This is a genomic window from Pseudomonas hydrolytica (assembly GCF_021495345.1).
GTDB classification, from domain to species: domain Bacteria; phylum Pseudomonadota; class Gammaproteobacteria; order Pseudomonadales; family Pseudomonadaceae; genus Aquipseudomonas; species Aquipseudomonas hydrolytica.
In genome coordinates this window covers 3,015,019-3,040,348 of sequence record NZ_CP099397.1, presented here as the reverse complement: position 1 = coordinate 3,040,348, position 25,330 = coordinate 3,015,019, and the positions used below count along the sequence as shown (strand labels likewise).

Annotated in this window: 18 protein-coding genes and 3 pseudogenes; 5 read left to right on the top strand and 16 right to left on the bottom strand. The window is 64.2% G+C overall.

From position 1 onward, the window contains the following. Positions 1-14: 14 nt before the first annotated feature. From L1F06_RS14060 to hemA, 3 genes are read right to left on the bottom strand one after another with little or no spacing between them, the layout of a single operon-like run. Positions 15-1,085, bottom strand: a complete 1,071-nt coding sequence (locus tag L1F06_RS14060; protein ID WP_129482276.1) for a Gfo/Idh/MocA family oxidoreductase — start codon at positions 1,083-1,085, stop codon at positions 15-17. Next, a complete protein-coding gene (locus L1F06_RS14055) occupies positions 1,082-1,585 on the bottom strand; it encodes a GNAT family N-acetyltransferase (RefSeq protein ID WP_014596885.1) in 504 nt (167 codons plus the stop codon). The genes L1F06_RS14060 and L1F06_RS14055 overlap by 4 nt, the downstream gene beginning before the upstream one ends. Before the next feature lies 1 nt (position 1,586). Beyond that, on the bottom strand, positions 1,587-2,819 hold the full coding sequence (gene hemA / locus L1F06_RS14050) for a 5-aminolevulinate synthase (protein ID WP_014596884.1): 1,233 nt from the start codon (positions 2,817-2,819) through the stop codon (positions 1,587-1,589). A 156-nt stretch (positions 2,820-2,975) separates the two neighbouring features. Between hemA and L1F06_RS14045 the strand changes: the two genes are divergently transcribed. Continuing rightward, on the top strand, positions 2,976-3,830 hold the full coding sequence (locus L1F06_RS14045; protein WP_014596883.1) for a helix-turn-helix transcriptional regulator: 855 nt from the start codon (positions 2,976-2,978) through the stop codon (positions 3,828-3,830). Between the two features lie 17 nt (positions 3,831-3,847). Here L1F06_RS14045 and L1F06_RS14040 read toward each other — a convergent pair whose 3' ends face one another. The 12 genes and pseudogenes from L1F06_RS14040 to L1F06_RS13985 form a co-directional block, all read right to left on the bottom strand. Continuing rightward, positions 3,848-5,797, bottom strand: a complete 1,950-nt coding sequence (locus tag L1F06_RS14040; protein ID WP_129482277.1) for a relaxase/mobilization nuclease and DUF3363 domain-containing protein — start codon at positions 5,795-5,797, stop codon at positions 3,848-3,850. Positions 5,798-6,146: 349 nt separating this feature from the next. Further along, entirely contained in the window at positions 6,147-6,674 is a 528-nt protein-coding gene (locus tag L1F06_RS14035; RefSeq protein WP_014596881.1) for a S26 family signal peptidase, read from the bottom strand. Then, positions 6,671-6,913, bottom strand: a complete 243-nt coding sequence (locus tag L1F06_RS14030) for a hypothetical protein (protein ID WP_014596880.1) — start codon at positions 6,911-6,913, stop codon at positions 6,671-6,673. Before L1F06_RS14030 ends, L1F06_RS14035 begins: the two co-directional genes overlap by 4 nt. Further along, positions 6,910-7,548 (bottom strand): ParA family partition ATPase, encoded by a 639-nt coding sequence (gene parA / locus L1F06_RS14025; protein ID WP_014596879.1) that lies wholly within the window; start codon positions 7,546-7,548, stop codon positions 6,910-6,912. The genes L1F06_RS14030 and parA overlap by 4 nt, the downstream gene beginning before the upstream one ends. A gap of 244 nt (positions 7,549-7,792) precedes the next feature. Continuing rightward, complete coding sequence (locus L1F06_RS14020) at positions 7,793-8,620, bottom strand: replication initiator protein A (RefSeq protein ID WP_111482017.1); 828 nt, start codon at positions 8,618-8,620, stop codon at positions 7,793-7,795. Positions 8,621-8,631: 11 nt separating this feature from the next. Beyond that, a complete protein-coding gene (locus L1F06_RS14015) occupies positions 8,632-9,003 on the bottom strand; it encodes a helix-turn-helix transcriptional regulator (RefSeq protein ID WP_129482278.1) in 372 nt (123 codons plus the stop codon). Between the two features lie 506 nt (positions 9,004-9,509). Beyond that, positions 9,510-10,022 carry an antirestriction protein ArdA gene (locus L1F06_RS14010; protein WP_129482279.1) on the bottom strand — a complete coding sequence of 171 codons (513 nt, stop codon included), beginning with the start codon at positions 10,020-10,022 and terminating at the stop codon, positions 9,510-9,512. 225 nt (positions 10,023-10,247) lie between these two features. Then, entirely contained in the window at positions 10,248-11,513 is a 1,266-nt protein-coding gene (locus tag L1F06_RS14005; protein WP_014596875.1) for a type II toxin-antitoxin system HipA family toxin, read from the bottom strand. After that, positions 11,506-12,003 (bottom strand): helix-turn-helix domain-containing protein, encoded by a 498-nt coding sequence (locus tag L1F06_RS14000; protein ID WP_075747539.1) that lies wholly within the window; start codon positions 12,001-12,003, stop codon positions 11,506-11,508. Before L1F06_RS14000 ends, L1F06_RS14005 begins: the two co-directional genes overlap by 8 nt. 394 nt (positions 12,004-12,397) lie before the next feature. Further along, positions 12,398-13,486: a DUF3396 domain-containing protein gene (locus L1F06_RS13995; RefSeq protein ID WP_129482280.1), complete on the bottom strand. Its 1,089-nt coding sequence runs from the start codon at positions 13,484-13,486 to the stop codon at positions 12,398-12,400. A gap of 15 nt (positions 13,487-13,501) precedes the next feature. Further along, the gene (locus tag L1F06_RS13990) at positions 13,502-14,209 is read right to left on the bottom strand and encodes a VRR-NUC domain-containing protein (RefSeq protein ID WP_043942197.1); all 708 of its coding nucleotides are present in this window, start codon (positions 14,207-14,209) and stop codon (positions 13,502-13,504) included. Further along, positions 14,206-14,724: pseudogene (locus L1F06_RS13985) on the bottom strand (PAAR domain-containing protein). The gene L1F06_RS13990 and the pseudogene L1F06_RS13985 overlap by 4 nt, the downstream one beginning before the upstream one ends. Positions 14,725-15,288: 564 nt before the next feature. On the opposite strand from L1F06_RS13985, the pseudogene L1F06_RS13980 reads away from it, so the two are divergent. After that, positions 15,289-15,618, top strand: a pseudogene (locus tag L1F06_RS13980) (NYN domain-containing protein); the annotation flags it as partial. Here the strand turns inward: L1F06_RS13980 and L1F06_RS13975 are convergent. Continuing rightward, positions 15,611-15,955 (bottom strand): annotated as a pseudogene (locus tag L1F06_RS13975) (transposase domain-containing protein); the annotation flags it as partial. The pseudogenes L1F06_RS13980 and L1F06_RS13975 overlap by 8 nt on opposite strands. Positions 15,956-16,172: 217 nt before the next feature. Here L1F06_RS13975 and recC point away from each other — a divergent pair. From recC to recD, 3 genes are read left to right on the top strand one after another with little or no spacing between them, the layout of a single operon-like run. Beyond that, on the top strand, positions 16,173-19,586 hold the full coding sequence (gene recC, locus L1F06_RS13970; protein ID WP_129482281.1) for an exodeoxyribonuclease V subunit gamma: 3,414 nt from the start codon (positions 16,173-16,175) through the stop codon (positions 19,584-19,586). Continuing rightward, positions 19,583-23,212, top strand: coding sequence for an exodeoxyribonuclease V subunit beta (gene recB / locus L1F06_RS13965; protein WP_129482282.1), 3,630 nt, complete (start codon positions 19,583-19,585; stop codon positions 23,210-23,212). Before recC ends, recB begins: the two co-directional genes overlap by 4 nt. After that, the gene (gene recD / locus L1F06_RS13960) at positions 23,209-25,239 is read left to right on the top strand and encodes an exodeoxyribonuclease V subunit alpha (RefSeq protein WP_129482283.1); all 2,031 of its coding nucleotides are present in this window, start codon (positions 23,209-23,211) and stop codon (positions 25,237-25,239) included. Before recB ends, recD begins: the two co-directional genes overlap by 4 nt. Positions 25,240-25,330 lie beyond the last annotated feature (91 nt).

Sequence of the window (25,330 nt, the reverse complement as noted above, 5' to 3'; positions counted from 1 at the left end):
TCCTTGTGATTGGGTTACCCGAGGCTTTCCAGGTCGCTGTCCTCGGCCAGCAGTACGCGCGTCTCGCCATGTACGTAGCGCGCCGGTGCTGGGGTTTGGGCATGGGTGTCGAGGTCGTTGAGCAGGCGCTCCAGCGCCACGGCGGTGTCGAGACCGGCGAAGGGCTGGCGGGGCGGTTCCTTGAGCGCCACGGCGCGCACCACCTGCCGGCACAGCCGCGAGAGCTTGTGCAGGGTGTCCAGGCCAGGTTCGTCGGGGGCAGTGGCGAACTCGTGCAACAGCTCCTCGGCGCCGTTGGCGCCGCGCGTCCAGATGCGCAGCTGGTCGTGGTCCCAGCGCGGTGTGTCGAACACCAGACGCGCATGGATCAGCCGGGCGTCGCGGTCGACGAAGCTGAAATCCACGGTGCGCTGACGCACGATGTTGACGAAGCTGGAGTAACCGGTGACCCGCGCTTCGCCTAGGCTGGCGGTGAGCTGCACGGTGTCGAGCACCTCTGCGCCGGAGATGGAGAAGTCCGAGCGCACGCCGAGTACGCCACCGAGCTGGAGCTGGCCGGCGCGCGGGCAGATCCAGCCGACCAGATCCAGGGCATGGATCACCTCGCTGGTCACACCGCAGGTCGGGCGGTAGTCGTTGATGCGGTCCTTGCCCCAGTGGAAGCTGGCCCGCACCAGTTGCCAGTCGTGACGCCCGACCCAGTCGCGCAACTGCCGGGTTGCGTCCGAGTAGCGCTCCACCAGATCCAGGGCAAAGCCGCCGACCTGATCCAATGCACCGAGCAGCTCGTCCAGGTCGTCGCCCGGCGTGACCAGCGGCTTCTCGCAGAGCACGAAGCCACGGTAGCCGGCCAGTTGCTTGAGCACGGGCGCATGGCTGTGGTCGTTGACGCTGACCACCACGATGTCCGGCGCAAAGACTTCCAGCGCGCGGGGGACGCTGTCGAAGTAGGGCAGCTCAGTCGCCTTCCGCCGGCGCCCGACATAGGCTAGCGACAGCGGCAGGCCGGTGCTCGTGGCGATATGTTCGAAGGCCCGGCGGTAACGGTTGCCGGCGTAGCCCAGGCCGATGATCAGGATCTTCATGCCGAGGCCTCCTGACGGATCAGCAGGCGCTCGTCGCTGGCGGTGAAGCCCAGGGCCTGGTACAGCGTGCCGGCGGCCTCGGTGCTCTGCAGCACCACGCAGCCGACGCCGCGGTTGGCGAACCAGCGCAGCAGGTGCTGCATCAGTTGCTTGGCGATGCCGCGGCCGCGCCACTGCGGCTCCACCACCACCGATTGCACCCAGCCGGATAGGCCGTTGAGGCAGCCCGGCGCCGGCGCGCGCTGGTCGATGATGGCCGTCGCGCAGCCCAGCACCTGGCCGGACTCCCTGTGCTCGGCGGCGAGGATTTGCACGCAGTCACTGTCGTTCAGGCGGCTGTTCAGCCAGGTGCGGTAGGCCGCCCGCCAGCGCGCCGCGTCCTCCGGTGTCTTGCTCGAATAGCTGGCGTTGGTGCCGTCCAGCAGATACGCACGCAGTTCCACCAAACTGGCCAGGTCGGCCTGGGTCGCCGGGCGCACGGTGAGGAAGGACTGGTCCATCTCAGGCCACCTCCGCAGCAAACACCTCGGACGCCAGCGGGATGCTGAAGTGGTCGAAGGTCTCCCTCAGCGACACCGCCAGGTGCTCGATCTGCGCGTCGCTGTGGTTCGGCGTGGCGTTGACGCGGAAGCGCTCCGTCCCTACCGGCACGGATGGATAGTTGATCGGCTGCAGGTACACACCATAGTTATGCAGCAGGCGTTCGGCCGCTGCCTTGCAGCGCTTGGCTTCACCTACCCGCACCGGTAGCACGTGGGTCTGCGAGCAGGGCATCACCGGCACGTCATGGTGCTTGAGCCGCTCGCGCAGCTTGGCGGTCTGGGCATGCAGGCGATCGCGCTCGGTACTGCTGGCCTTGAGGTGCTCGACGCTGGCCAGGCAGCCTGCGGTGATTGCCGGCGGCAGTGAGGTGGTGAAGATGAAACCTGTGGCGAAGGAGCGCACCGCATCGACGATCACCTGGGTCGAGGCGATATAGCCGCCGATTACACCGATGGCCTTGGCCATGGTGCCCTGGATGATGTCCACCTGATCAGCTACACCCAGCTCGGCGGCGATACCGGCGCCACGTGGGCCGTACATGCCCACCGCATGCACCTCGTCGAGGTAGGTGAGGGCGTTGTAGCGCTTGGCGATCGCAACGATTTCAGCGATTGGGGCAATATCCCCGTCCATCGAGTAGATCGACTCGAACACCACGATCTTCGGCTGACCCAGCGGGTAGCTGGCGAGGATCTGCTCGAGGTGCGCAACATCGTTGTGGCGGAAGATCTTGCGCTCGTTGGGCGTGGAGCGAATGCCGTTGACGATGGAGGCGTGGTTCAGCTCATCGCTGATCACCACGCAGTCGGGGATGCGCCGCAGCAGGCACTGGAGGGTGGCATCATTGGAGCCAAAGCCGGTGGGGAAAACCAGCGCCGCCTCCTTGCCGTGCCAGTCGGCCAGGCTAGCTTCCAGACTGGAATACACCTCGTGCGAGCCGCCGATATTGCGCGATCCGCCGGAGCCCGCTCCGTAGGTCTCCAACGCATCGTGCATCTGTTCGCGCACTGCAGGATGTTGCGACATCCCGAGGTAGTCATTGCTGCACCAGACCACCACCGGTTCTTGCTCACGGCCATCCAGTTTGGCCAGCGGGTACTGGCCGCAGATGCGGCTGAGGGTGGTGAAGGTGCGGTACTGGTTGGAGGACTTCAATGTCTCCAGTTGTTCCCGAAGAAGTGCTTGGTACATCCGTTTATCTCCTTAGCGAGTTGATGACACGTCTCTGTGTGGTTCCTCATCAAGCGAGAGCCCTGGCACGGGTAATTGCGGCCAGGTCGGGCTATTCTTCTCGGGATTTATAGGGGTTACAATTTGACTGTTTATCCTAGTACTGGAGGTAACCGGATGAGCGCGCCTCGCACAGCCGAACGCACTCGGGTAGAGCTGGCCGAATTCCTGCGTAGTCGCCGCGAACGAATTTCGCCGGAGGAGGTGGGTCTGCCCGCCGGCAGTCGACGGCGCACGCCGGGGCTGCGTCGCGAGGAGGTCGCGGCCCTGGCCGGGGTGGGTTTGTCCTGGTACACCTGGCTTGAGCAGGGCCGGGATATCAGCGTTTCCGCGACCTTCCTCGACAACCTTTCGCGCACGCTCAAGCTGGATGCCACCGAGCGTCGTCACCTGTTCCTGCTCGCTCACCAGCGCCTCCCGCCAGAGCCAGGGAAGACCTGGTGCACGGTGCCGGCGCTGATTCATCGCCTCATGGGGGATCTGACGTCACGTCCGGCCTACGTGCTTAACCTGCGTTGGGATGTGCTGGCCTGGAACGCCGCTGCAGATCGGGTGTTCGGTTTCTCCGCGCTGCCGGCGGACCGCCGCAACCTGTTGTGGATGCTGTTCACCAGCCCGGCCATGCGCGAGCTCTTCAACCCTTGGGATGAGCAGGCGCTGCAGATCCTCTCCAGTTTCCGCCGTGACTTCGTGCGGGCGACCCAGGATCCGGATATCGCCGCGCTGGTGAAGGATCTGGAGAAGGCCTCGCCGGACTTCAGAGAATGGTGGCGACAGCAGGACATCCACGGCCCGTGCCAGGGGATCCGTCACCTGTACATCGAAGCAGTTGGCCAGGTGGTGTTCGAACACACCACGCTGACCATCGACGAGGACCGCCACCTGCGCCTGGTCTACTATGCGGCCAAGGAGGGTAAGCCGCACAGCCAATCCTTCGAGCAGTGGCTGCAGCAGGAGCCGTCGCTGGTGTAGGCCCCGCTGCCTGTTGCTCAACCAATCGACGGCCCGCGCTGGCGACCCAGTTGCCAGGAGACGCTGTTGCCCTGGATTAGCGCCGACACGCTCTGCCCGAGCCTCTGCTCGATCACCGGCTTCCACGGCACCAGGCTGAAGCCGATGCCATCGTCGAGCAGGACAAAACGGCCGCTGGTCAACTGCACGCTACGTCGGTAGATCCCATTGACGCGCTGGCCATCGACTGCCGGGCGGTACTGCAGGCCCGTCTGCGCCGAGATCTCGCGCGCTACCGCGGTCAGCTCCCTTCCGCGCAAGGTGGCCAGCAGGTTGCGTGCGAGCACCACGCGTTGGCGCTGGCGTTGGGCCAGTCCCTGTACCACCAGGAAGTCGGCGCGCTGCCGCAACGCTTCGCGCACCTCCTTGCCGAAGCCCGTGTCGACCAGCTCTCGGCTGCCGCCGATCAGCTGTTGGTCCAGCCAGGTCGCACCGGCGGCGCGCACCTGCTGCTCGAGGGGCAGCGGCGTGCGCAGCTGGACGGCGACATCGCCCAGGCGGCGGGCATCATGCTGCCGGCCTTGCTCGGGCAGGTCGGCCGGCACCCGCCAGACACCCTCGGCCAACCGCTCGACGATACCGGCCCGGCGCAGGGCTTCGAGGCGGCGCACATGACGCTCGACCAGTGCCTCAGGATCATGTCCGTCGCTCGACTGCGAGCGTGCCAGGGCCAGGTGATGATCGGTGCGATAGAGGCCGTCCGACGCCACAGAAACAATCGACCGATCCACCGCGCGAGGCTCGCTCAGACTGCGTGTTACCACCAGGCCGCCGATGGGGTAGTCGGCCAGTTCCGCGCGGGCAGGCAGGGCCAGGTAGTGCGCCTTGCCGTCGAGGCCGTCGACCACTAGATAGCCGCGGTCGTTTAGCTCGTCGGCCAGCCCCTTGGCAACGATTCGGCCGACCACAACAGAACCATCCTTACCCGGCTCGAATACCGCCAGCTCGCGCTGCAGGCCACCCATGGCTCGCTGCATCGTGCGCACGATATCGCCGCGCTCACCCATGGCGCGCAAGGTCGCCTCAGCCTCGTCACGCAGAAGCCATTGTCCTGGCCGAACTTCATGGGCCAGTTCAAGCTTCTGCAGATGCTGCAAGCGGCCGATCAGCAGTTGCCGACGTGGATGGTTTGCAAGTGTTTTCAGGCTCAGGCCGCCGGCCAGGCGTTCGCGCAGCAGGGTGCGATCCAGGCTGGTGAAACGCTCCTGCTGCACCTCGCGCTGCAGGCTCTGCTGGATCTCCAGCTCGGTACGCGGTCCCAGCCATTCGGTGGCCAGCTCCGAGGCGCGGTTGCGCATGCCCTCGGCGATGTAGTCGCGGGCGATCACCAGGTCCTTGCCGGTGTCGTCCTTGCCGCGCAGGACGATATGGGTGTGCGGGTTGTCGGTGTTCCAGTGGTCGACCGCCACCCAGTCGAGGCGGGTGCCGAGGTCGGCCTCCATCCGGCTCATCAGGTGGCGGGTATAGGTGCGCAGATCGTCGAGCTGCTCGGCATCCTCAGGCGAGACGATAAAGCGAAACTGGTGGCGGTCGTCCCGGCCGCGCTCCTCGAACGCATTCAGGTCGGCCTGGTCGGTCAAGGGCCCGTAGGCCTGACCCGGATCGCCCTCGCGACTGACGCCGTCGCGCTCGATATAGCGCAGGTGGCTCGCGGTCGAGCGCTTGCCTGCCTGGCGCAGGTTCACCAGGCGAATCTTGATGGTGACACGACGGGCGTTGTACGGCAGTTGCTGCCCGCTGAAACGAGCGGCGACATGCCCGCGGCCGAGCCGAGCGCCGGGCTGCTGGCCCGCCTTGCGCGGTTTGCCGGTGCCGGCCTTGTTGGCCTGGCGCAGCACCTGGTTGACGAACGGTTGGCCGCGTTGCTGTGGCTTGCCCGGCTGCGGGCGAAAGCGCAATTCGTCATCCGGACGGCTTCCCTTGCTCATGTTTGGACTCCTCCAAGTTGATCGCAGTACGGCGTATCAGGCACGCTTTTAAGCCAGTGTCGCTGTGGGGCGAACACAATTTCGGCACCTGGCGATACCGGCGCTGTGTCGCCGCCAACCCCCGTGCAGACTGCTTTTCGGGCCAACGAAGTGCCGCCCCCTTTTATCTTGCCCTCCGCTTTTTCCCTGCCTTGGCGCTGCTGAGTTGGGTAATCAGGAGAGGCGGGACGGTGACTTCCAAAGCTCCTGGTCGGCAGGTGAGGGCAGAGGTATCTGCAGCCAGGCGGCCCTCTACCGCACACACCGGGCGCATGCAGTCGGCAGGCGGATCGACACGCAGAAGACCTGCTCATCGACGCGACTCCAGCCACAAGGGCTGCGCCCGACCGATCACCGCGTCGGCGGATATCGGGCCGAAGTAGCGGCTGTCGAACGACGCCGGGTTGCTGCTGCTGAGCAGGAACAGCTCGTCACCAACTAGGCGCCGACAGGCCTGCCAGATTGGCAGCGCGCGACCCTGTCGGTCCCACCTCAAACGCCTGGCCATAAGCACGCCATCGATACGCACCTGACTGCCTTGCATGCACACCCGCTGCGGCGCCACTGCCGCCAAGGTCTTCAGCAACGGCACGTTCGCCGGCAGGTAGCCGCGTTGCGCTGCCAGCGACCTAACCTCCGGCGGCAGATGAACCAGCACCATATCGCCCGGTGCCAACGAGTTGGCTGGCGAAATGCGATACCAACCGACGGGCACGCTGTCGGACGCGTTGTAGACCAGCCGCGGTGGCGACGTTGTGAGCGCCGCCCAACCCAGGGCAGCCAGGCTGCCTGCGAGCAGCGCCAGTGGCCACCGCACGCCGCAAGCACCAAACGTCATGACGTAGCCTCCGGGAACTGCCGCTCCAGCACTTCGCGCAGCATCTCTGCCATGGTTACGCCACGGTCGAAGGCCGCCAGCTTGATGCGCGTACGCAGTGCTGGCGTGACATCCAATGTCAGGCGGGCGCTATAGCGCTCGACCTTGCCGTTGTCGACGGTGGCGCCCTGACGTATCCAGGCTTCGGCCTGCGGATCGGCCAACGGGCGTGCACCGATACCGATGCGCTTGCCGCTCATGTCGACCACCTCAGCAACTCGTCGACCAGGCTGCTGACCTCGCGCGCGGCGGCGCTGTCCGGCGCCAGTTCACGTGCCAGGCGACCGGCTGCCACGCTTTCGGCAAAGACGATGCGCTGGCGTACCTCGGCCTGCATCGCCGGTAGCGGTTGCTCGGCCAAGGCGCCGCGCGCTTCGCGGCCGATCACCGTGGTGCTGACGCGGCGGTTGATGGCGAACGCCGCGCGCAGCGTCGGCCTGAACACCTGCGCCTCGCGGATCAGGTTGACCATCTCCGCGCTGGCCCACAGGTCGTAGGGGCTAGGCTGCACCGGGATCAACACGCGATCCGCTGCCAGCAGCGCCGAGCGGGCGAGGGCGGCGATGCGCGGTGGTCCGTCGATGATCACGTGATCGGCGCGACGAGCCAGCTCCGGTGCTTCCTGGTGCAGCGTTTCGCGCGCCAGGCCGACGGCGCTGAACAATCTCGGCAAACCTTGCTGGCTGCGCCGTTGTGTCCAGTCCAGTGCCGAGCCCTGTGGGTCGGCATCGAACAGGATGACGTTCTTTCCACGCAGGGCCAGTTCGCCGGCGATATGGGTGGCGAGGGTGGTCTTGCCCACCCCGCCTTTCTGGTTGAGAAGGGCGACGATCATGGCCGGATCTCCCCGGCCAGACTGCCCTGATCAGCACCTGTCCACACATAGGCGCTGCCCCAATAACAAGTTAGAGCTTTTAAGTTAGTTAAGTTAAGGGGAGCTGAAAGCCGCGCCAGTCGTGGCCTGTAGCGGAGTCCGTGCGCCTGATAGCACGATGGGGATGCGCCTGATAGCACGAGCCTGGTTGCGCCTGATAGCACGACTGCATTCACAGCTTTTCCGCAAGTTATCCCCGTGCCGTTTACGGCACGCGCCGGAAGGCGAGCAGCTCGGTCGATGGGGGCAGGTGAACGACCTCCAGGCGATACCCTGGAAGTGGCTGCCGGGCGACCAGAGCACGCACATCCAAAGCAAAGTCCGAATAGCGCGCCGAGCTGCCGGATTTGCGGTACAGGTGGCGAAAGTCGAACTGCCAGCCGTCCTCCTGCTTGCCGCCGTGCTTGCGCACCAGGCGATACAACCAGCGTTCGATGCCGCCGGTGAGGTGGAAATAGGCCGGGTCGATGGTTAGCACAAGGGCCTGATCCAGCACCCCGCTGTAGAACCAGTCCGGCAGGATCAGCTCGATACCCAGTGGCCGGCCATCCGCCGCGGCCAGCTCCTTCCACTCGTTGATCCAGGAGAAACGATGCAGGCGCCGGCCAGTGGTCTCGCGGATCGAGGTAGCTACGCTGGTCGACTGCAGCCGATCCAGCGCCGCTTTCAGGCGCTGGTAGTCGCGCAGCGAGGTGCCGCGGCCGATGAAGCGCAGGATCTGGAAAGGCGTTGCACGCATCAGTCGGGAAGTGGGGATGCCCGCATCGCGCGCCTCGACAAGCTGGCTGGCCGCCCAGATCAGGATGTCGGCATCCCAGATCGTGGCGATGCCATGCTCCAGCGTGCCCTCCACGCGCACCGTCACCTCGCCCGAGCGAAAGTCGATCGGCACGGTTCTGCGCGACTTGGCCAGCGAGAAGAACGGATGCGCCATCAGATCCTGGGCATCGCGTGGCGCCATATCTCCCGGCAGGGCGCGGAACAGATCCAGTTGCTCGCTCTGCGAAGTCAAATCGAGATGCCGACAATTCATAGGCGAAGGTTTCACTGATCATCACGCTGCGCTCCCGGGTGGCGGTCGATGTACTCGGGATCGAAGGTGGTCTCGAAGCTGCGCTCACCGGCCCAAGACTCGAGATCGGCGAGCGCGTACATCACCCGCCGGCCGAACTTGTGAAAGCGCGGCCCGCCGCCGATCACGCGCTGCTTCTCCAGCGTGCGCGGCGACAGCCGCAGGAAGGCCGCGGCTTCGTTGTTGGTGAGGTAGCGAGGGGCAGGGCAGGTCTGTGGTGCTTGGGCCTCGTCAGCGCCCTCCACAGGCCGCATGGCATGCGCCGTTGGCCCGGCCTTGCGATGCAGCGGGGCATCGAGATCGATGCGACGCGAGTGATGGGAAAGATTGGTTGACTGCGACATGGTGTGTCCTCCGTTGACGTGGGAGGTGCACCGTGCGGCAGCCATCGCGCTCGATCATGCCGGGTTGGGTCTGGGCGAATGCGCAGGCAGGAGGGGCGAGGATTGATACCGGGAAGGTCTGGACGCTGACCGAGTACGCCCATCTACGCGCGTCACCGGCCATGGTGCCCAAGCACGCCAAGCTCCGCCCACGTAGCCCCGCGGGTATACGGATCTGCGGCTTTCCACAAAACCCGAAAACCGCAACGGCGGATTTCTGTAAATCCGTAAAAACGTAAATCCGCTTCCCCACAAATCCGTAAATCCGTGGTTACGGATCGACGGATTTGGGCAAAACCGTAAGACCGTAACGGTCTCAATCAACTGGCAGCATAATGTGGTTGCTCCAGGCTGATCGACGGGGGCGCGTCCCCGTGCATCAGCCTTCCGGGTGGGGCGCGCGGGTGGCCGGCAGGACAGGGGCGCAAAAAACAAGGCACCGGGTCGCCCCGGTGCCTTCCGCTGGGTTAGCGATTCCAGAACACATGCACCTGCTCGAAGCCGGCCTCCAAAGTGAACACGTCGCCGCTGTATTCCATGTCGCGGGCCATGGCGCGGTAGTCGATATACATAGCCAGGTGTTGTGGAATGCTGGTGGTTTCCTCGGTCAGTTCCTGCGCGTAGTCAGACAGCGAGCTGTAGCAACCGCAGTAATCTTCCTCAGCCGCCTTGCGCGCCTGCTCCAGATCGTTGAAGTGCGCGAGCAGGGCGCCGCCAAACTCGGGGTAATCTTCGATGAAGCAGGCGACCTCGTGGGCGCTTTCGAGGCCCTCATACTCGCCGAGGCGGTAGCCGTCGAAGCCCTCGAAGTCGAGGATGGCGTATTCCTCCGCACTCTCGACCGGTGAGGCTGCCAGCATGGCACTGACCTGCGCCTGAATGTCGTCCAGCCCCAGGGTGGCATCGATCCAGACGCCATGCAGGTGACCGGCGTTGTAGGCGGCCAGGTCGGCAACGTAGATCCTGATGTATTCGCTCATGGATTTCGCTCCTTCGTCTTCAGGGTTCTGCGCTTGCGCTGCGCATGAACCCCTGCCGACTAGGGCGACTAAGGCGGTCGTGAAAAAATCAGGAAAAATCGCGGAGGCTCCACCCAGCGCAGCGGCCGGGTGGAAACCGTCTATTTTTCTTGATTTTGAGGGGGCAAGAACCCCTGCTCGTGGAGAGGTAGGGGCGTCACCATCGGCTGGTGACGGCATCCAGAATTACTCGGCGAGGCGAAATGCCGAGGCCATTCGGCCTTGCTCTTTGACGCTGATCCCGAGCTTCTTGGACGCAGGCCGCCAGAGCAGTCGAACCTTAGTGCGAAAGTCTTCGATGATCTCCAGAGCGTCTTGCTGCTTGAGTCGGAAGTAACCAGCCACCGACAGGGCCAGATCCAGGTCGAGCGCGTTGTCGAACTCGGAGACGTTGAGCTTCAGCCCATCGGCGTAGGACACTGGATTCATGTCGTAGGCGGCGGATAGCTGCCAGCCCTTGCCTGGGACAAGGATGAAACCATGGTTGCGCAAGTGGTCATCCGTATTGCTGACCAGCATGTTGAAAACGATGCGCTTCCACAGCTCCTGTAGGTCAGCTTCTGGCGTGGCGCCCTGGCGCATCAGTACCTCGGCGATTTCCAGGTAGCTGACGCCAGTTGAGTGGTCCTCGCCATCGACGTGCTCCGTCATGGTCATCGCTGAGGCGAAGTGCAGCCGCTCGCCCGTTGGGGTGCGGTCGAAGCGCTTGACCATGAAACAGTGATGGTTGCTGGCGTACTTCCCCGCAGTGGCCTCTGCCACGCGTAGACCGCAGGCGTTGGCGAGGATATTGACCACCATCTCCCAGGCGCCGACATCGTGTTCATCGTTGTTGCTGGGAAACTTGGCGATCCACAGGGCATTGTTCGGATCTACCACGCTGGCCTTTGGCCGGGCGCCACCCAGTGAGCCGCCGGGGGCTATCAGCATGCTCAACCAGTCTCGGCCGTTGCTCATGTCCTCGCCCTGCTCGAAGCGCCTGGACGCCTCCTCAAGCTCGCGCATGCTGGTCATCGGCGGTGCGGCCATATCGTGGTGGTTGTCCAGATACGGGCCATCGACATCAGTCTTGAAGCGAATGGCGCCCACACGGAAGCTGTCGTGCACGCCCAGCAGGTAGTCGGATTCGAACAGCTTCGAGCCTTCTGCGGCCACTCCCGCGCGCACATCCCGTTCATGTCGGCGTCGCATCAGTAAGCGCCCCCAGCGATCGGGCGAGGCGTCGGCGAAAAGGCCGAAGGTCGCGGCGCCCTGTGCAGGGAACTGACGGCCAGCGAAGGGCTGGAGTCTCGGGTCAAGCAGTGCCTGATGTGCCAGGCCGGCTAGTGCCGAGTCGACGAATTCGAACTCGAATCGCTCGCTGCCGCGTGTGCGCTGGCAATGCAGGGTGCCGAGCCTCTGTGGGCCAGCAAGTCCCGCCCAATCGGCGAAGACTAATATCTGGCTAGCCATCGAGTTCCTCCATCAACTGGGCCGCCAGGTCGGCGCCGGTAATGATTTTCTGATCAGCCGGTTTTGCCCTAGAAGGCGTCCTCTTTTCAGCCTTGGACGGCGAGCGCGAGGGCTTGGTGTCTGCCGGTTTCATCGAGCTTGGTTCGGTAGGGGGCGGAGTCCGTCGTTGAGGGGCGGGGCCCCTGGCGACCCGGGACCTTGCCGGCGACAGTGCCGTGTCCTGCAGGTGACGCCCCAGCTCATCGTTCAGCGCGATCTGGGCGATGTCTTTTTCCAGACCCAGCACTTGCAGCACGGCCATGTAGGCACCTAGGGTCACGCCTGCACTGCCTTGCTCTAGAGACCTGAGTGTCGGCAAAGACATCCCGGCCCGCTCGGCCATCTGTTTAGCAGTGATCTTGCGCCGCTTGCGCGCGAGCATCAGACGCTCGCCCAGTGCCTCGAGCAGCCGATCAGATGCAGGTAGGAGTGGGGCGGTTCGCTTTGCCATTGGAAAATATTTCTTCATAAACGTTGAAAAAGTGAAGTGATAATAGCATATGCGCTTCGCCTGGAGGCGAGAGATGGCAGAAAAGAAGAATTATCGATTCAATCTAGTCAAGATAATGAATGAATATTTTCATTTGTAGGTGTCTGCTGCCGACTGGAAAGACTAAAGCGGTCGTGAAAAAACAAGAAAAATCGCAGAAGCTCCCATCCAGCGCAGCGGCCAGGGCGCTGACCGCATGCACCCCGTTAGCTCAGAACCTTCCTTCCAGGTTTGTTTTCACAGGCAATTTCATTGGCATTTGCCATGGCTCGGGTCAGCCCTGACAACTCGCCTCGGCGAGAACCAGGGCCTTTCGGTGATCGATGACCTTGCATCGTCTAGCCACACATTTTCACTAGATGCGCTCGGCCAGACTGTTCGTGGCATTGAGGTGGGGCTCGTTGCTGATGAGCTTGGTCTGCCAGGCCGCGAGCTCACCGTTTTCGACATCGAGGCGCTTGAGCCACTGATCAGCCGACCAGCCCACCACCCGTAACTCCCCGTCATGTGAGCCACCATGCAAGGAGCCTACGGTTTCGTAGCGGATGCCCTTGAGTGCATGGTTCAGCAACACATAGGGAGCAGGCCTTGGGTCGTCAGCATCTCCGCCAAGGTAGGGGTGAGCGCCTGCTTGAATGACTACGCCGTTGCCGCATTCGTAGAAAGCGAAATGACTCGACGGCAGTTGACCGCGCAGCACGTCCAGGCCGCCCACCTGATCCAGGCGCACTTGGTCGAGTAAGGTCAGCCAACTGATGCTCTTGATCTTGGAATGCTTGAACGCCGGGCGATTAGCGAGCAACGCTGCGGTACCTACATCCAGGCCGGGCATGCGTTGAGCCATAAAGGCTTCGGTGGGTTCATTTTCATCGCGCCGAGTCGGTGACAGGTTGAAGGCCAGGCCGGCGTAGCCCTGCTCGGGGTTCAGTCGACGGGCGAAGCTCATGAATAGCTGCTGAAAAAACAGGGGATTTTGTTCTTGGTAAAGCAATGGAACCGAGAACTCCAGAACGCTTAGGCCGTCCCCCATCTTGGCTTGCCATCCACGCTTGCGGTAGATATCGAAGAGCCATGCGCCGGCATCATGGGCGTTTTTTCCATTGGTGTAGGAGAAGCTGAGGTGATCATCCTCATCCATCTCCAGCATCATTTCCCGCAGCGGCTTTGCGTCCTTGTAGGCGATAAGCGGCTTACCCTTGGGGGGCTCTTCCCGCCACAACCAAGTCAGATGCGGTTCTGCCACCTGCTTGAACTCGTCGAAGCATTGGCAAAGCGCTTCACGTACCAAGGGCGTGTGTGCCTCTCTGAAGTAGAGCGTGCCGCGCACGCAAAGCACTGCCCCAATGTAGTCCTCCGGGCCGCCTTTCATCAGCAGGTTACCGGGTATTTCCAGTAGGTGAGGCTGCTTGGCCAGTTCCTCGGCCAGGTCGAATGGTTGTGCCATGGGTGTTCCTCGAAATCAGTAAGCAGGTGCTGGAAGCGGCGGGCGTGGCGAGCGGCCACGGGTCAGGATATACATCAGAGCGCTTGCCGCCGCAGCGGCCCAGCCCAGTTGTTCGACGGGTACCTCGGACTGCTGGTTTTCCTGGCTGCAGTCGCACTCGGTTGATTTCATTTCAACCACTTTTCGCTCATCCCCAGCGATAGCTGCGTATGCTTCAGTTTGCTCGCGATTCTTCTGATCCGGTGGGAACTTCATCTCCACCACCTGCTTGATATTGTCCTGCGTCGGCGGCTTGTTGGGATCCTTGACGATCACCACGTCAGGTCGGCGAATCATCCCCTTGCCCGGTTTGAAAGGCGGATGCTCCGGGTCATCATTCCAATACTTGCTGATCCACCCCGGTATCCAGCCGTGAGCGCTGCTGCCTGTCTGGCTGTCGAGAATGGGCTGCGGCGGGTTCTTGGTCATGTCGTAGCTGACTTCGGGCCGATAAGGACTATGCCCTTGAAGCACCTCATTCAGCTCGCCGAGTCGTTGGGCAACACAGGACTGTTTGAGGTTCTTGCCATCCTGGCTGATGTTAGGCGTGCTGCTGCAGTAGCAGATCGCTGAGCACAAAACCTTCTTGTCCTGCGGATCGAGCTTGGGCTCCAGCACACCTACTGGATTGACCTTGCCAGTCGGGCTCATACCACCTTGGGAGAGGCTTGGCTGATCGCTCATTGCCCATCCCCCTGAACCAGATCGATATGCAGGGTTTCAGAGGCGTCGTGGTTGACCCAGGAGGTCATGCCTTCTGCATCCGTCGTGTCGATGGCACTCCACCCGCCGCTCTACCAGACTTTCACCCTACGACCGGCAACAGGTTTGCCGGTCTCCTGGTCGATCAATTGGAAGCGTCCGGAGAAGGGGGCAGTGGAGTTGCTTAGGGGAACAGGAGGCGTAAAGGCCGCCACGACCGAGGCATCGCCGATCAGCACAGTTCCTGAACCACCGACGATCACATTGCCGTGCGCACCGACACTCCCCAGTGTGGCCGCCGGCAAGCCGTTGATGAACACGGTGGAGGCCACCGCTGAAGCAATTGGGCTTCCGCAAGCAGAAACGTCAGTCTGCCTGGCTGCCGGCAACCCGTCGAACAGGACGTTTGGCGAGCCGACAACGATGGGATTGGTGCCATGGCCTGGCAGCGGGCAGGCCGTAGGGTCGGTAACGCGAGCTGCTGGTTTTCCACTCATTCTGCAGATCCTTGCATGAGCGCGATGTCGCTTCGAAGAAGATGGCCAGAGGGGCGGCCGGGACCATCGAGAGGCCCGGACACGACTCGCTCCAGCCAGATTTCGCACGCGGCCTTAGCGGGATGAAATTGCGCAGAATTTTGCGCGAATGGTCCCGAAGCCCCGGGATATGTGGGCTTGCTGCGACTGTAAGAAAATATTGCGTGTGCGAGTCGAAGGGAGCGATGGACGATCATGCTGTCGCTCCCCATGTGATCCAGCAGCGCTGGGCTGGGAAAGCTGGTCGAGACTCGAGTATCAAGAGATGGAAAGGGCGGATGTGAATCGCCAAGGCTTAAAGCGCTGCTGATGAAGGTTTGCTCTATGGAGGTGTGGATTCGTAGTGATCGGCGAGAGGTCTGCCGCGGCAGACAATGTTGCCGCTTAGGTTGGTCGTTTCGGTGCAGCTGGCGCCGATGATTACGCTGCGTTGACTTGCCCACGTCGCCCTGTGCATCGTTGGCTTGTGGGACTGGTTTGAACAAAACCCTCCCAGGCAACTGGGATTATTCGATAGGAGCAGGGATGGGAGCTTTCACTCCGGCTGGAGAAACGCGTGTAGCTGTTCTGGTGGATTGCGACAACGTATCGCCCGAGATTCTGGAGCACGCATTGCGCGTTGTGGCCCAGTTCGGACGTGTCGTCCTGAGAAGGGGGTATGGCAATCACGGCACCTTGGCGAACAAGTGGCAGGAGGCTCTGGTTCGACTGGCCTTCACGCCATGCCTGCAGTACCAGTATGCAGCCGGCAAGAATACCTCCGATATCGCCTTGGCCCTGGATGCAATGGAGGCGCTCTTCGATCACCGTGCGGATACGTTCTGCCTGGTGACCAGCGACTCCGATTTCGCCTACCCGTCTGGCGAAACAGCCACTCAACCGGATCGGCACCCAGGCGCCTGCGCACCTCGGTGACACCGCTTCTGGCCAGCAGATCGTGAGAGGCCAGACCCTGGGCACAGATGTTCAGGCGCCGCGCCACCTCATGAACCGGCTCGTCGCGGAACAACGCCATGCCAAGCACCAGCCAGAGCACCTGATCGCTGGGCAGGCGACGCCGCCGAATGGTGGCTTGGGCGGAAAGATCCAGCGCGGACGCCACCCACTCGATCGGAATATTTTGGGTGAAGGTGCTCAGATCAGAGAAGTTGAACAGTTCACCTAGATCGAGCAACTGCTGTTGGAGAGACATAAAAAATCCGATACCAGAAACCTGGCATCGGATTTTCGGGGAAGCCCCGCAGGGACTCAAATGCTTAAGTGAACAGCATTACGGTCGTTGACCGGCCTTTTCGTTTTCGGGCGGGCTTTAGCAGTTCTAGGTGGGTTGGTGGGTATAGCCATCGATGACGCACCTTGTCGCCAAATGCTGGCAAACTTGCGCTTCGATTTTCGACAGGAGTCAGTCGATGTCCGCCAGCCCGGAGTTGTCCCCCGGCCTTATCGTCATCCACGGTAACCACCTCGAAGAGTTGCGTGCGCTGGCGGTGCAGTGGATGCGGCGCTATCCGCTGCGGCCGCTGGAAAACGAAGTGCTGCTGGTGCAGAGCAACGGCATCGCCCAGTGGCTCAAGCTGGCGCTGGCCGAGCGTGACGGCTGCGGCATCGCGGCGGCGCTGGACGTTGACCTGCCGGCGCGCTTTCTCTGGCAGGCGTATCGCAACGTGCTGGGCAGGGACGCGATTCCGCAAGAGTCGCCCCTGGACAAGGCGCCGCTGACCTGGCGCCTGATGCGGCTGCTGCCGGGCCTGCTGGCCGAGGAGGCCTTCGCTCCGCTGCGCCGCTTCCTCGCCGATGATCAGGACCTGCGCAAGCGCCACCAACTGGCCGAGCGTCTGGCCGATCTGTTCGACCAGTATCAGGTCTACCGCGCCGACTGGCTGGCCGACTGGGCCGCCGGGCAGGATCGCCTGCGCACCTCGCGCGGCGGCGAGCGGCCACTGGAGGGCGATTCGCGCTGGCAACCCGCGCTGTGGCGCGCCCTGCTGGCGGACGTTGGCGAGCAGCATCTGGCCGAAAGTCGCGCCGGCGTGCATCCACGCTTCGTCGCCCGTCTGGCCGAGCTGGACGCACCGCCAGCCGGACTGCCGCGGCGCATCACCGTTTTCGGAATCTCTTCGTTGCCGGCCCAGGTCCTGGAGGCGCTGGCGGCCATGGCGCGCTTCAGCCAAGTCATGTTGTACGTGCACAACCCCTGTCAGCACCACTGGGGCGATATCGTCGAGGACAAGGACCTGCTGCGCCACGAGTACCGTCGCCAGCAGCGCAAGGGCAGGCCAGGCGCGCAGATCGGTCTGTTCGAACAGGAGTACATGCACCAGCACGGGCAGCCGCTGCTGGCAGCCTGGGGCAAACAGGGGCGCGACTACATCAACCTGCTGGATCAGTACGACGAGCCGCAGCGTTACCGCGAGCAGTTCGACCGTATCGACCTGTTCAGCCCGGCCAGTGAGAACAGCCTGCTCGGCCAACTGCAGAACGACATCCTTGACCTGCGTCCGCTGGCGGAAACACGCAGCACCTGGCCTCCCGTCGATCCCGCCAAAGATTATTCGCTGCGCTTTCATATCGCCCACAGCGCTCAGCGCGAGGTGGAGGTGCTGCACGACCAGCTGCTCGCCAGTTTCAGCGAGGACGCCACGCTGCGCCCGCGCGACATCATCGTCATGGTGCCCGACGTCAACGCCTACGCACCGCATATCCAGGCCGTGTTCGGCCAGTTTGCCAGCGACGATCCGCGCTTCATTCCCTTCACCCTGGCCGACCAGGGGCTGCGCGGCAAGGAGCCGATGGTCATCGCACTGGAGCATTTGCTGCGCCTGCCGGACAGCCGCTTTAGCGTCAGCGAGATTCTCGATCTGCTGGATGTCGCCGCGCTGCGTCAGCGCTTCGCCATCACCGAGGAGCAGTTGCCCACCCTGCGCCGCTGGCTGGAAGGCGCCGGTGTGCGCTGGGGGCTGGACGCGAGCCAGCGGCAGGCGCTGGGCCTGGGCGAGAATCTGGAGCAGAACACCTGGCGCTTCGGCCTGCGGCGCATGCTGCTGGGCTACGCGGTGGGTACGGGCGACGCCTTTGCCGGCATCGAGCCGTACGACGAAATTGGCGGGCTCGATGCCGCGCTGATCGGCCCGGTTACGCGGCTGTTGGAAAGCCTCGACCGGCACCTGCAGCAGCTGCGCGAGCCGGCCACGCCGGTGCGGTGGGGCGAGCGTCTGCGCAGTTTGCTCGACGACTTCTTTCAGCCGCAGAGCGACCGTGAAGAGGTACTGACGACCCAGCTGCTCGATGCGCTGGATGCCTGGCTGGCGCTCTGCGAGGCCGCGACGCTGGGCGAAGCGCTGACCCTACCGGTGGTGCGCGAGGCCTGGCTGGACGGGCTCGACCAGGGGCGGCTGAGCCAGCGTTTTCTCGCTGGTGCGGTGAATTTCTGCACCCTGATGCCGATGCGCGCTATTCCGTTCCGTCAGGTCTGCCTGCTGGGCATGAACGATGGGGACTATCCGCGCAGCCAGGCCCCGCTGGATTTCGACCTGATGGCTGGCGACTACCGCCCCGGTGACCGCTCGCGCCGCGAGGATGACCGCTACCTGCTGCTGGAAGCCTTGTTGGCAGCGCGTGATCGCCTCTATATCAGCTGGGTGGGGCGCAGCATTCGCGACAACAGCGAGCGGCCGCCGTCCGTGCTGGTCGGCCAGCTGCGTGATCATCTTGCCAGTGCCTGGACGCTGGCCGGTGGCGGCGACCTGCTGCATGGCCTGACCACCGAGCACCCCTTGCAACCCTTCAGTCGCCGCTACTTCGATGGCGAGGGGCAGCTGTTCAGTTATGCCCACGAGTGGGCAGCCCTGCATGGCCAGGTCTCGACCCGCGAAAGTGCTGCGCCCTTGCCGGCCTGGGAGGAGGGAGTGCAGCTCACGCCCGAGCTGCTGCAGTCGTTCCTGCGCGATCCGGTGAAGTGCTTCTTCACTCGCCGCCTCAAGGTGTATCTCGACGAAGAAGAGCAGGCGCAGCTCGACAGCGAACCCTTCGCCCTCGACGGCCTGCAGCGCTACCAGTTGCAGGAAGCGCTGCTCAAGGCGGCAGTCGCAGGCGAGGGGGACAGCGACGATGCGCTGAGGTCGGCAGCCGATCGCCTGCAACGCAGCGGCGTGCTGCCGCTGGCCGGCTTTGGCGAGCAGTACCGCAACGCCCTGCTGGAGCCGCTGCCGGCGCAGGTGCAGCGCTACCAGGGGCTTTGCCTGTGCTGGCCGACCCTGCTGGAGTCACCGCAGCGCCTGGCTTTCGCGGCAAACGGTGTGCAGCTCGACGGCTGGCTTGCCGGGTTGCGGCAGAAGGCCGACGGCAGCCTGGCGCGTCTGGAACTGCTGCCGGGTGCGTTGCACAAGGACAAGAGCTGGAAGTGGCATCGCCTGCTGCGTCCCTATGTGCTGCACGTCATCGCCGCGGCCTGCGGCGTACCGCTGACCACGCTGCTGGTGGGGGAAGATCGCAGTCTGGCCTTCGAACCTGTAGCGACCGAGCATGCCGCGCGCGTTTTGGCGGTCTGGCTGGAAGCCTGGAACGCCGGTATGCAGGCGCCGCTACCGGTTGCCTTGAAAACCTCGCTGTCCTGGTTGCAGGACAACAATGAGGACAAGGCTCGCAGCGTCTACGAGGGCACCTACAACCTCGCCGGTGAAGTCCAGGGTAGCGCCAGCCTGGCGAGGCAGTTCTCGGACTACGCCGCACTCACCGCCGATGGCCAGTTTCCGATATGGAGCGAGCGGCTCTACCAGCCGCTGCTCGACAGCCATCCGCAAGCGCTCGAGGAGGACGCAGCATGAACCGACAGCGTCCTCTGGCCCTGACGTTTCCCCTGCATGGCAGCCGTCTGATCGAGGCCAGCGCCGGCACGGGCAAGACCTTCACCATTTCCGCGCTCTACCTGCGACTGATCCTCGGCCATGGCGGCGACGCCGCGTTCCGCGAGCCCCTGCTGCCGCCGCAGATTCTGGTGGTGACCTTCACCGACGCGGCCACCCGCGAATTGCGCGACCGGATTCGCGCGCGCCTGGTCGAGGCCGCGACCGTATTTCGTGGTGATGCCCAAGGCGATGATCTGCTGCGCGAATTGCGCAGTGACTTCGCCCAGACGCAGTGGGACGAGTGCGCCCGCCGTCTGGAGCTGGCGGCGCAGTGGATGGACGAGGCAGCCGTGTCCACCATCCACGGCTGGTGCCAGCGCATGCTGCGCGAGCATGCCTTCGACAGCGGCAGTCTGTTCAGCCAGACCCTGGAGACCGACCACAGCGAGCTACTGGCCGAGGTGGTGCGCGACTACTGGCGGCAGCACTGCTATCCGTTGCAGGGCGCGGCGTTGCAATGGGTTGCAAGTGTCTGGGGGACGCCTGCGGGGCTGGGTAGCAGACTGCGACCGCTGTTGGGCGAAGAGGGGGAGGTTGCGACGCAAGCGCTGGGCGAATTGCTCGATGGCGCGCTGCTGCAGCGCGAGCAGGCACTTGCCGAGCTCAAGGCGCCCTGGCTGACGTGGGCCGATGAACTGCAACTGCTGCTGGATGCTGCTGTGGCGGCCAAGCAGGTGGACGGCAAGAAAATCCAGGCGCGCTTTTACAACCCCTGGCTGGCCAAGTTGCGCGAGTGGGCCGGTGGCGAAGAACCGCGCCTCGACCTGGGCACCGGTTTCACCCGCCTGACCCCCGATGGCCTGGCCGAAGCCTGGAAAGGCGAGGCGCCTGCTCATCCCGCGCTGGACGCCATGGCTTTGCTCAAGGCGCAACTCGATGCGCTGCCTGATCCCGCTGACGCGGCGTTGCGCCACGCGGCTGCCTGGGTGCGTCAGCGCTTCGATTGGGAGAAACGCCAGCGCGCGGAGATGGGCTTCGACGACATGCTCGTGTGCCTGGACGCTGCCCTGCGAGGCAGCAACGGCGCGCGCCTGGCTGAAGTGATTCGCCGTCAGTTCCCGGTGGCGCTGATCGACGAATTCCAGGACACCGACCCGCTGCAGTACCGCATCTTCGATACGCTCTACGAGGTCGAGGCCAACCGCGGCGACTGCGGCCTGTTCATGATCGGCGACCCCAAGCAGGCCATCTATTCCTTCCGTGGCGCCGACATTCATACCTACCTGCGCGCGCGCCGGGCGACGTTGGGTCGGCACTACAACCTGGAGAAGAACTTCCGTTCCAGCCAGGCCATGGTCGATGCCGTCAACGGCGTGTTCCTGCGGGCCGAGCAGCGTGACGGCGGCGAGGGGGCGTTCCTGCTGCGCGATGACCTGCCGTTTATCGAGGTGGGCGCGCAGGGGCGAGGCGAAGTCTGGAGCGTCGAGGGGCAGGCGCAACCAGCCCTGACAATGTGGCATCTGGCGAGTGACGAGCCGGTTGCCAAGGGCGCCTATCTGGATGCCATGGCGGCCGGTGCGGCCAGCGAGATCGTGCGTCTGCTGGATCTGGGCCAGCGTGGGCAGGCAGGTTTCATTAAGGACGAGCTACTGAATACTCTGCGGCCCAGCGATATCGCCGTGTTGGTGCGTGATTTCAACGAGGCGCAGGCCATACGCGGCGAGCTGGCCGTACGCGGCGTGCGCAGCGTGTACCTCTCCGACAAGGATTCGGTGTTCGCCGCCCAGGAAGCACGCGATCTGCTGCTGTGGCTGCGCGCCTGTGCCGAGCCGGATCAGGATCGCCCGCTGCGTGCGGCGCTGGCCAGCGCGACGCTGGGGTTGGCGCTGAGCGAGCTGGAGCAGCTCAACCTCGACGAGCGAACCTGGGAGCGCCGGGTCATGCAGTTCCGCGACTACCGTCAGCGCTGGCAGCGTCAGGGCGTGCTGCCGATGCTGCGTCAGTTGCTGCAGGACTTCGAGCTGCCGCAGCGCCTGATGGGGCGTGACGATGGCGAGCGGGTACTGACCAATCTGCTGCACCTGGCCGAGCTGCTGCAGCAGGCTGCCGCCGAGCTCGATGGCGAACTGGCGCTGATTCGCCACCTAGGCGAGCTGTTGACCGGTGAGGGGCAGGCTGCCGATGAGCAGGTGCTACGCCTGGAGAGCGACGAGGCGCTGGTACGCGTGGTCACCATTCACAAATCCAAGGGGCTGGAGTACCCCCTGGTGTTCCTGCCATTCGTTTGCGCCTTCCGTCCGGTGGATGACAAGAAGCCGCTGCAGATTCACGACGGCGAGCGCCGCCGCCTGGTGCTCAAGGCCGATGAAGACAGTCTGCTGCGCGCCGAGCGCGAACGCCTGGGTGAAGACCTGCGCCTGCTCTATGTGGCGTTGACCCGTGCCCGGCATGCCTGCTGGCTGGGCTTGGCGGATCTGAAGATCGGCAACGGCAAGAAGTCGCGTCTGCACGAATCGGCGTTGGGCTACTTGCTCGGGGGCGGATTGCCTCTGGCGGCCAGCGGCGAGCTTGCCAACTGGCTCGCGCCGTTCGCCAGCGGACTCGATAGCGCCGTGTCGCCTGTGCCGCCGGCCAGTGAGCAGCGTTATCGAATGATCGAAGAAGGTCAGTTCGCGCCGCACTGGCGCACGCCGGCGCGGCGCGCTGCCGAGCACTGGTGGATCGCCTCCTACAGTGCACTGCGTCTGGACGAGGACGCGCCCAGTCAGGTCAGCCGCCACGAGGACGCCGCGCCCGATAGTCCGGCGATGCAGAACGTCATCGACGATGAGGATCCGTTGCTGGCCCTGGCGCCGCTGCCGGCATCCGCTCAAGGGCTGCATCGCTTCCCGCGTGGGCCCAACCCCGGCACCTTCCTCCATGGTCTGCTGGAAATGGCAGCGCAGGAAGGCTTCGCCACCCTGGCGCAGGATCCGCCCAGATTGCGCGAGGCGTTGGCCAGGCGTTGCCAGCGTCGCGGTCTGCAAAGCTGGATCGATCCGCTGCAGGACTGGCTGCTGGCTCTGCTGAGCCAGCCGCTCCCGTTGGCGGGCCCGGATAGCGTGGTTCTGGGGCAACTGACGCAGTATCAGCCCGAGCTGGAGTTCTGGTTCGAGGCGCGTGGGGTGGATGTCAGGCTGCTGGATCAGTGGGTGCAACAGTGCGAGTTACCGGGTGTCGCCAGGCAGCCGCTGCGGGCTGACACCCTCAACGGTATGTTCAAGGGTTTTATCGATCTGGTATTCGAGCATCAGGGGCGTTACTACGTGGCGGATTACAAATCCAACTGGCTCGGCAGCGATGATGGCGCCTACACCCGTGAAGCCATGGAGGTCGCCATCGCCAGCCACCGCTACGATCTGCAGTACGTGCTCTACGTGTTGGCCCTGCATCGGCAGTTGCGTCTGCGCCTGCCGGATTACGACTACGACCGGCATGTGGGTGGCGCGCTCTATGTGTTTCTGCGCGCACCGCAGCAGGGTGCCTACCTGGCCCGGCCGCCTCGTGAGCTGATCGAGCGGCTGGACGCGCTGTTCATGGGCGAAGCAGAGGAGGGCGCAGCATGAGTACGACGCTTGCGCCGGCGCTGCATGATCGCGCCGAACTCTTTGCCCTGCTTTCCACCTGGAGCGAGCGTGGCTGGCTGCGCGAGCTGGATCGTGCGCTGGCGCAGCTGTTCGCCGAACTGGATCCGGACGCTTCGCCCTTGCTGCTGCTTGGCGCCGCGCTGGCCAGCCACCAACTGGGCCAGGGCCACGTCTGCCTCGATCTGGCGGCCACGCTGGCCAATCCGGATTTCACCCTGTCTCTGCCGCCGGAAGGCGAGGACGCGCAAGAAGCGCTGATCCTGCCGTCCCAGGTGCTGGCCGGGCTCAGTCTGGAGTCCTGGCTGGCGGCCTGTGCCGGCAGCTCGCTGCTGGAGTCCGAAGGTGCGCCGCTGGTGCTCAGCGGCGCCTGTCTATATATGAGGCGTTACTGGAACTACGAGCGTCAGGTGGCTGGCGATATCGCCCGGCGTCTGCAGGCGAGCGCTGCGGCCCCGAGCGATCTGGCCACGCGCCTGGCTTCACTCTTTCCCGACGCGCTGGTGGTGGACGGCCAGCGCCAGACCGACTGGCAGAAGCTGGCCTGCGCCATGGCCGCGCAGGGGCGCTTCACGCTGATCACCGGGGGACCCGGAACCGGCAAGACGACGACGGTGGTGCGCCTGCTGGCGCTACTGCAGGAAGCCGCCATGGCCAATGGCGAGCCGCTGCGCCTGAGCCTGGCAGCGCCTACCGGCAAGGCAGCCGCGCGGTTGACCGAGTCCATCGGCGCGCAGGTGCAGTCCCTGGCGCTGGACGAGCGGGTGCGTGAACAGATTCCAACCCTGGTGACGACGCTGCATCGTCTGCTGGGCAGTCGTCCCGGCAGCCGTCATTTCCGTCACGATGCCGCTAACCCCTTGCCACTGGATGTGCTGGTGGTCGACGAAGCCTCGATGATCGACCTGGAAATGATGGCCAGCCTGCTGGGCGCATTGCCGGCGCATGCGCGTCTGATTTTGCTGGGCGACAAGGACCAACTGGCGTCAGTGGAGGCCGGCGCGGTGCTGGGTGACCTGTGCCGGGAGGCGGAAAGCGGTGGTTACAGCGAGGCGACGCGTGCCCGGTTGGAAAGCCAGACGGGCGAGCGGCTGGACGATCCGGCTCTGATATCCGGTAACAAGGCGCTGGCGCAGCATATCGTCATGCTGCGCCACTCGCGTCGTTTCGGCAGTGGCTCGGGTATCGGCCGTCTGGCGCGGGCGGTGAACCAGGGGGATGCGCAGTCGGCCCGCGCGACTCTGGCAACCGGCGCGGACGACCTGCATGTGCTGCGCCTGTCCGGCGAGCAGGATCAAGCGCTGGAGCGACTGTTGATCGGCGGGCTGGGCGAAGCCGAGCCACGTCCGCAGGGGTATGCGCATTATCTGCAGGTAATGCAGGCGCAGCGTCCCGCCCCGGGTGCCGACTCCCAGGCCTGGGATCGTTGGGCCGGTAATGTCCTGGCAGCGTTCGATCAGTTCCAGTTGCTCTGTGCGGTTCGTAAAGGTACTTGGGGTGTCGAAGCGCTCAACGAACGTATCGCTGAAGCATTGGTGCGGCGCGGCCTCCTTGAGCAGTCGCATGGCTGGTATGAAGGGCGGCCCGTGCTGGTAACGCGCAACGACTACAGCCTGGGGCTGATGAATGGCGATATCGGCATCGCGCTGCGTCTGCCGGAGCCGCCAGAGTTTCCAGGTGCGCCTGTACGCGAGGTGCTGCGCGTTGTGTTCCCGCGCAATGACGGCAGTGGCGCCTTGCGGCATATCCTGCCCAGTCGCCTGAGCGCGGTGGACACCGTGTTCGCCATGACCGTGCACAAGTCCCAGGGCTCGGAGTTCGCCCATTGCGCGCTGATCCTGCCTGACAGCCTCAATCCGGTATTGACCAAGGAGCTGGTCTACACCGGTATCACCCGGGCGCGCCACTGGTTCAGCCTGATCGAAAGCCGTGCCGGCATCTTCGAGCAGGCGGTGCTGCGGCGGGTGCAGCGGCGTAGTGGTTTGCGCGAGGCCCTCGAAGCGCTATAGGAAACAAAACTGCAAAATAAGCTTGACGCGCATTCTGCTGGCGGTAGAATGCGCGCCACTTCAGCGATGAGGCGTTTCAAAAACTTCTTGT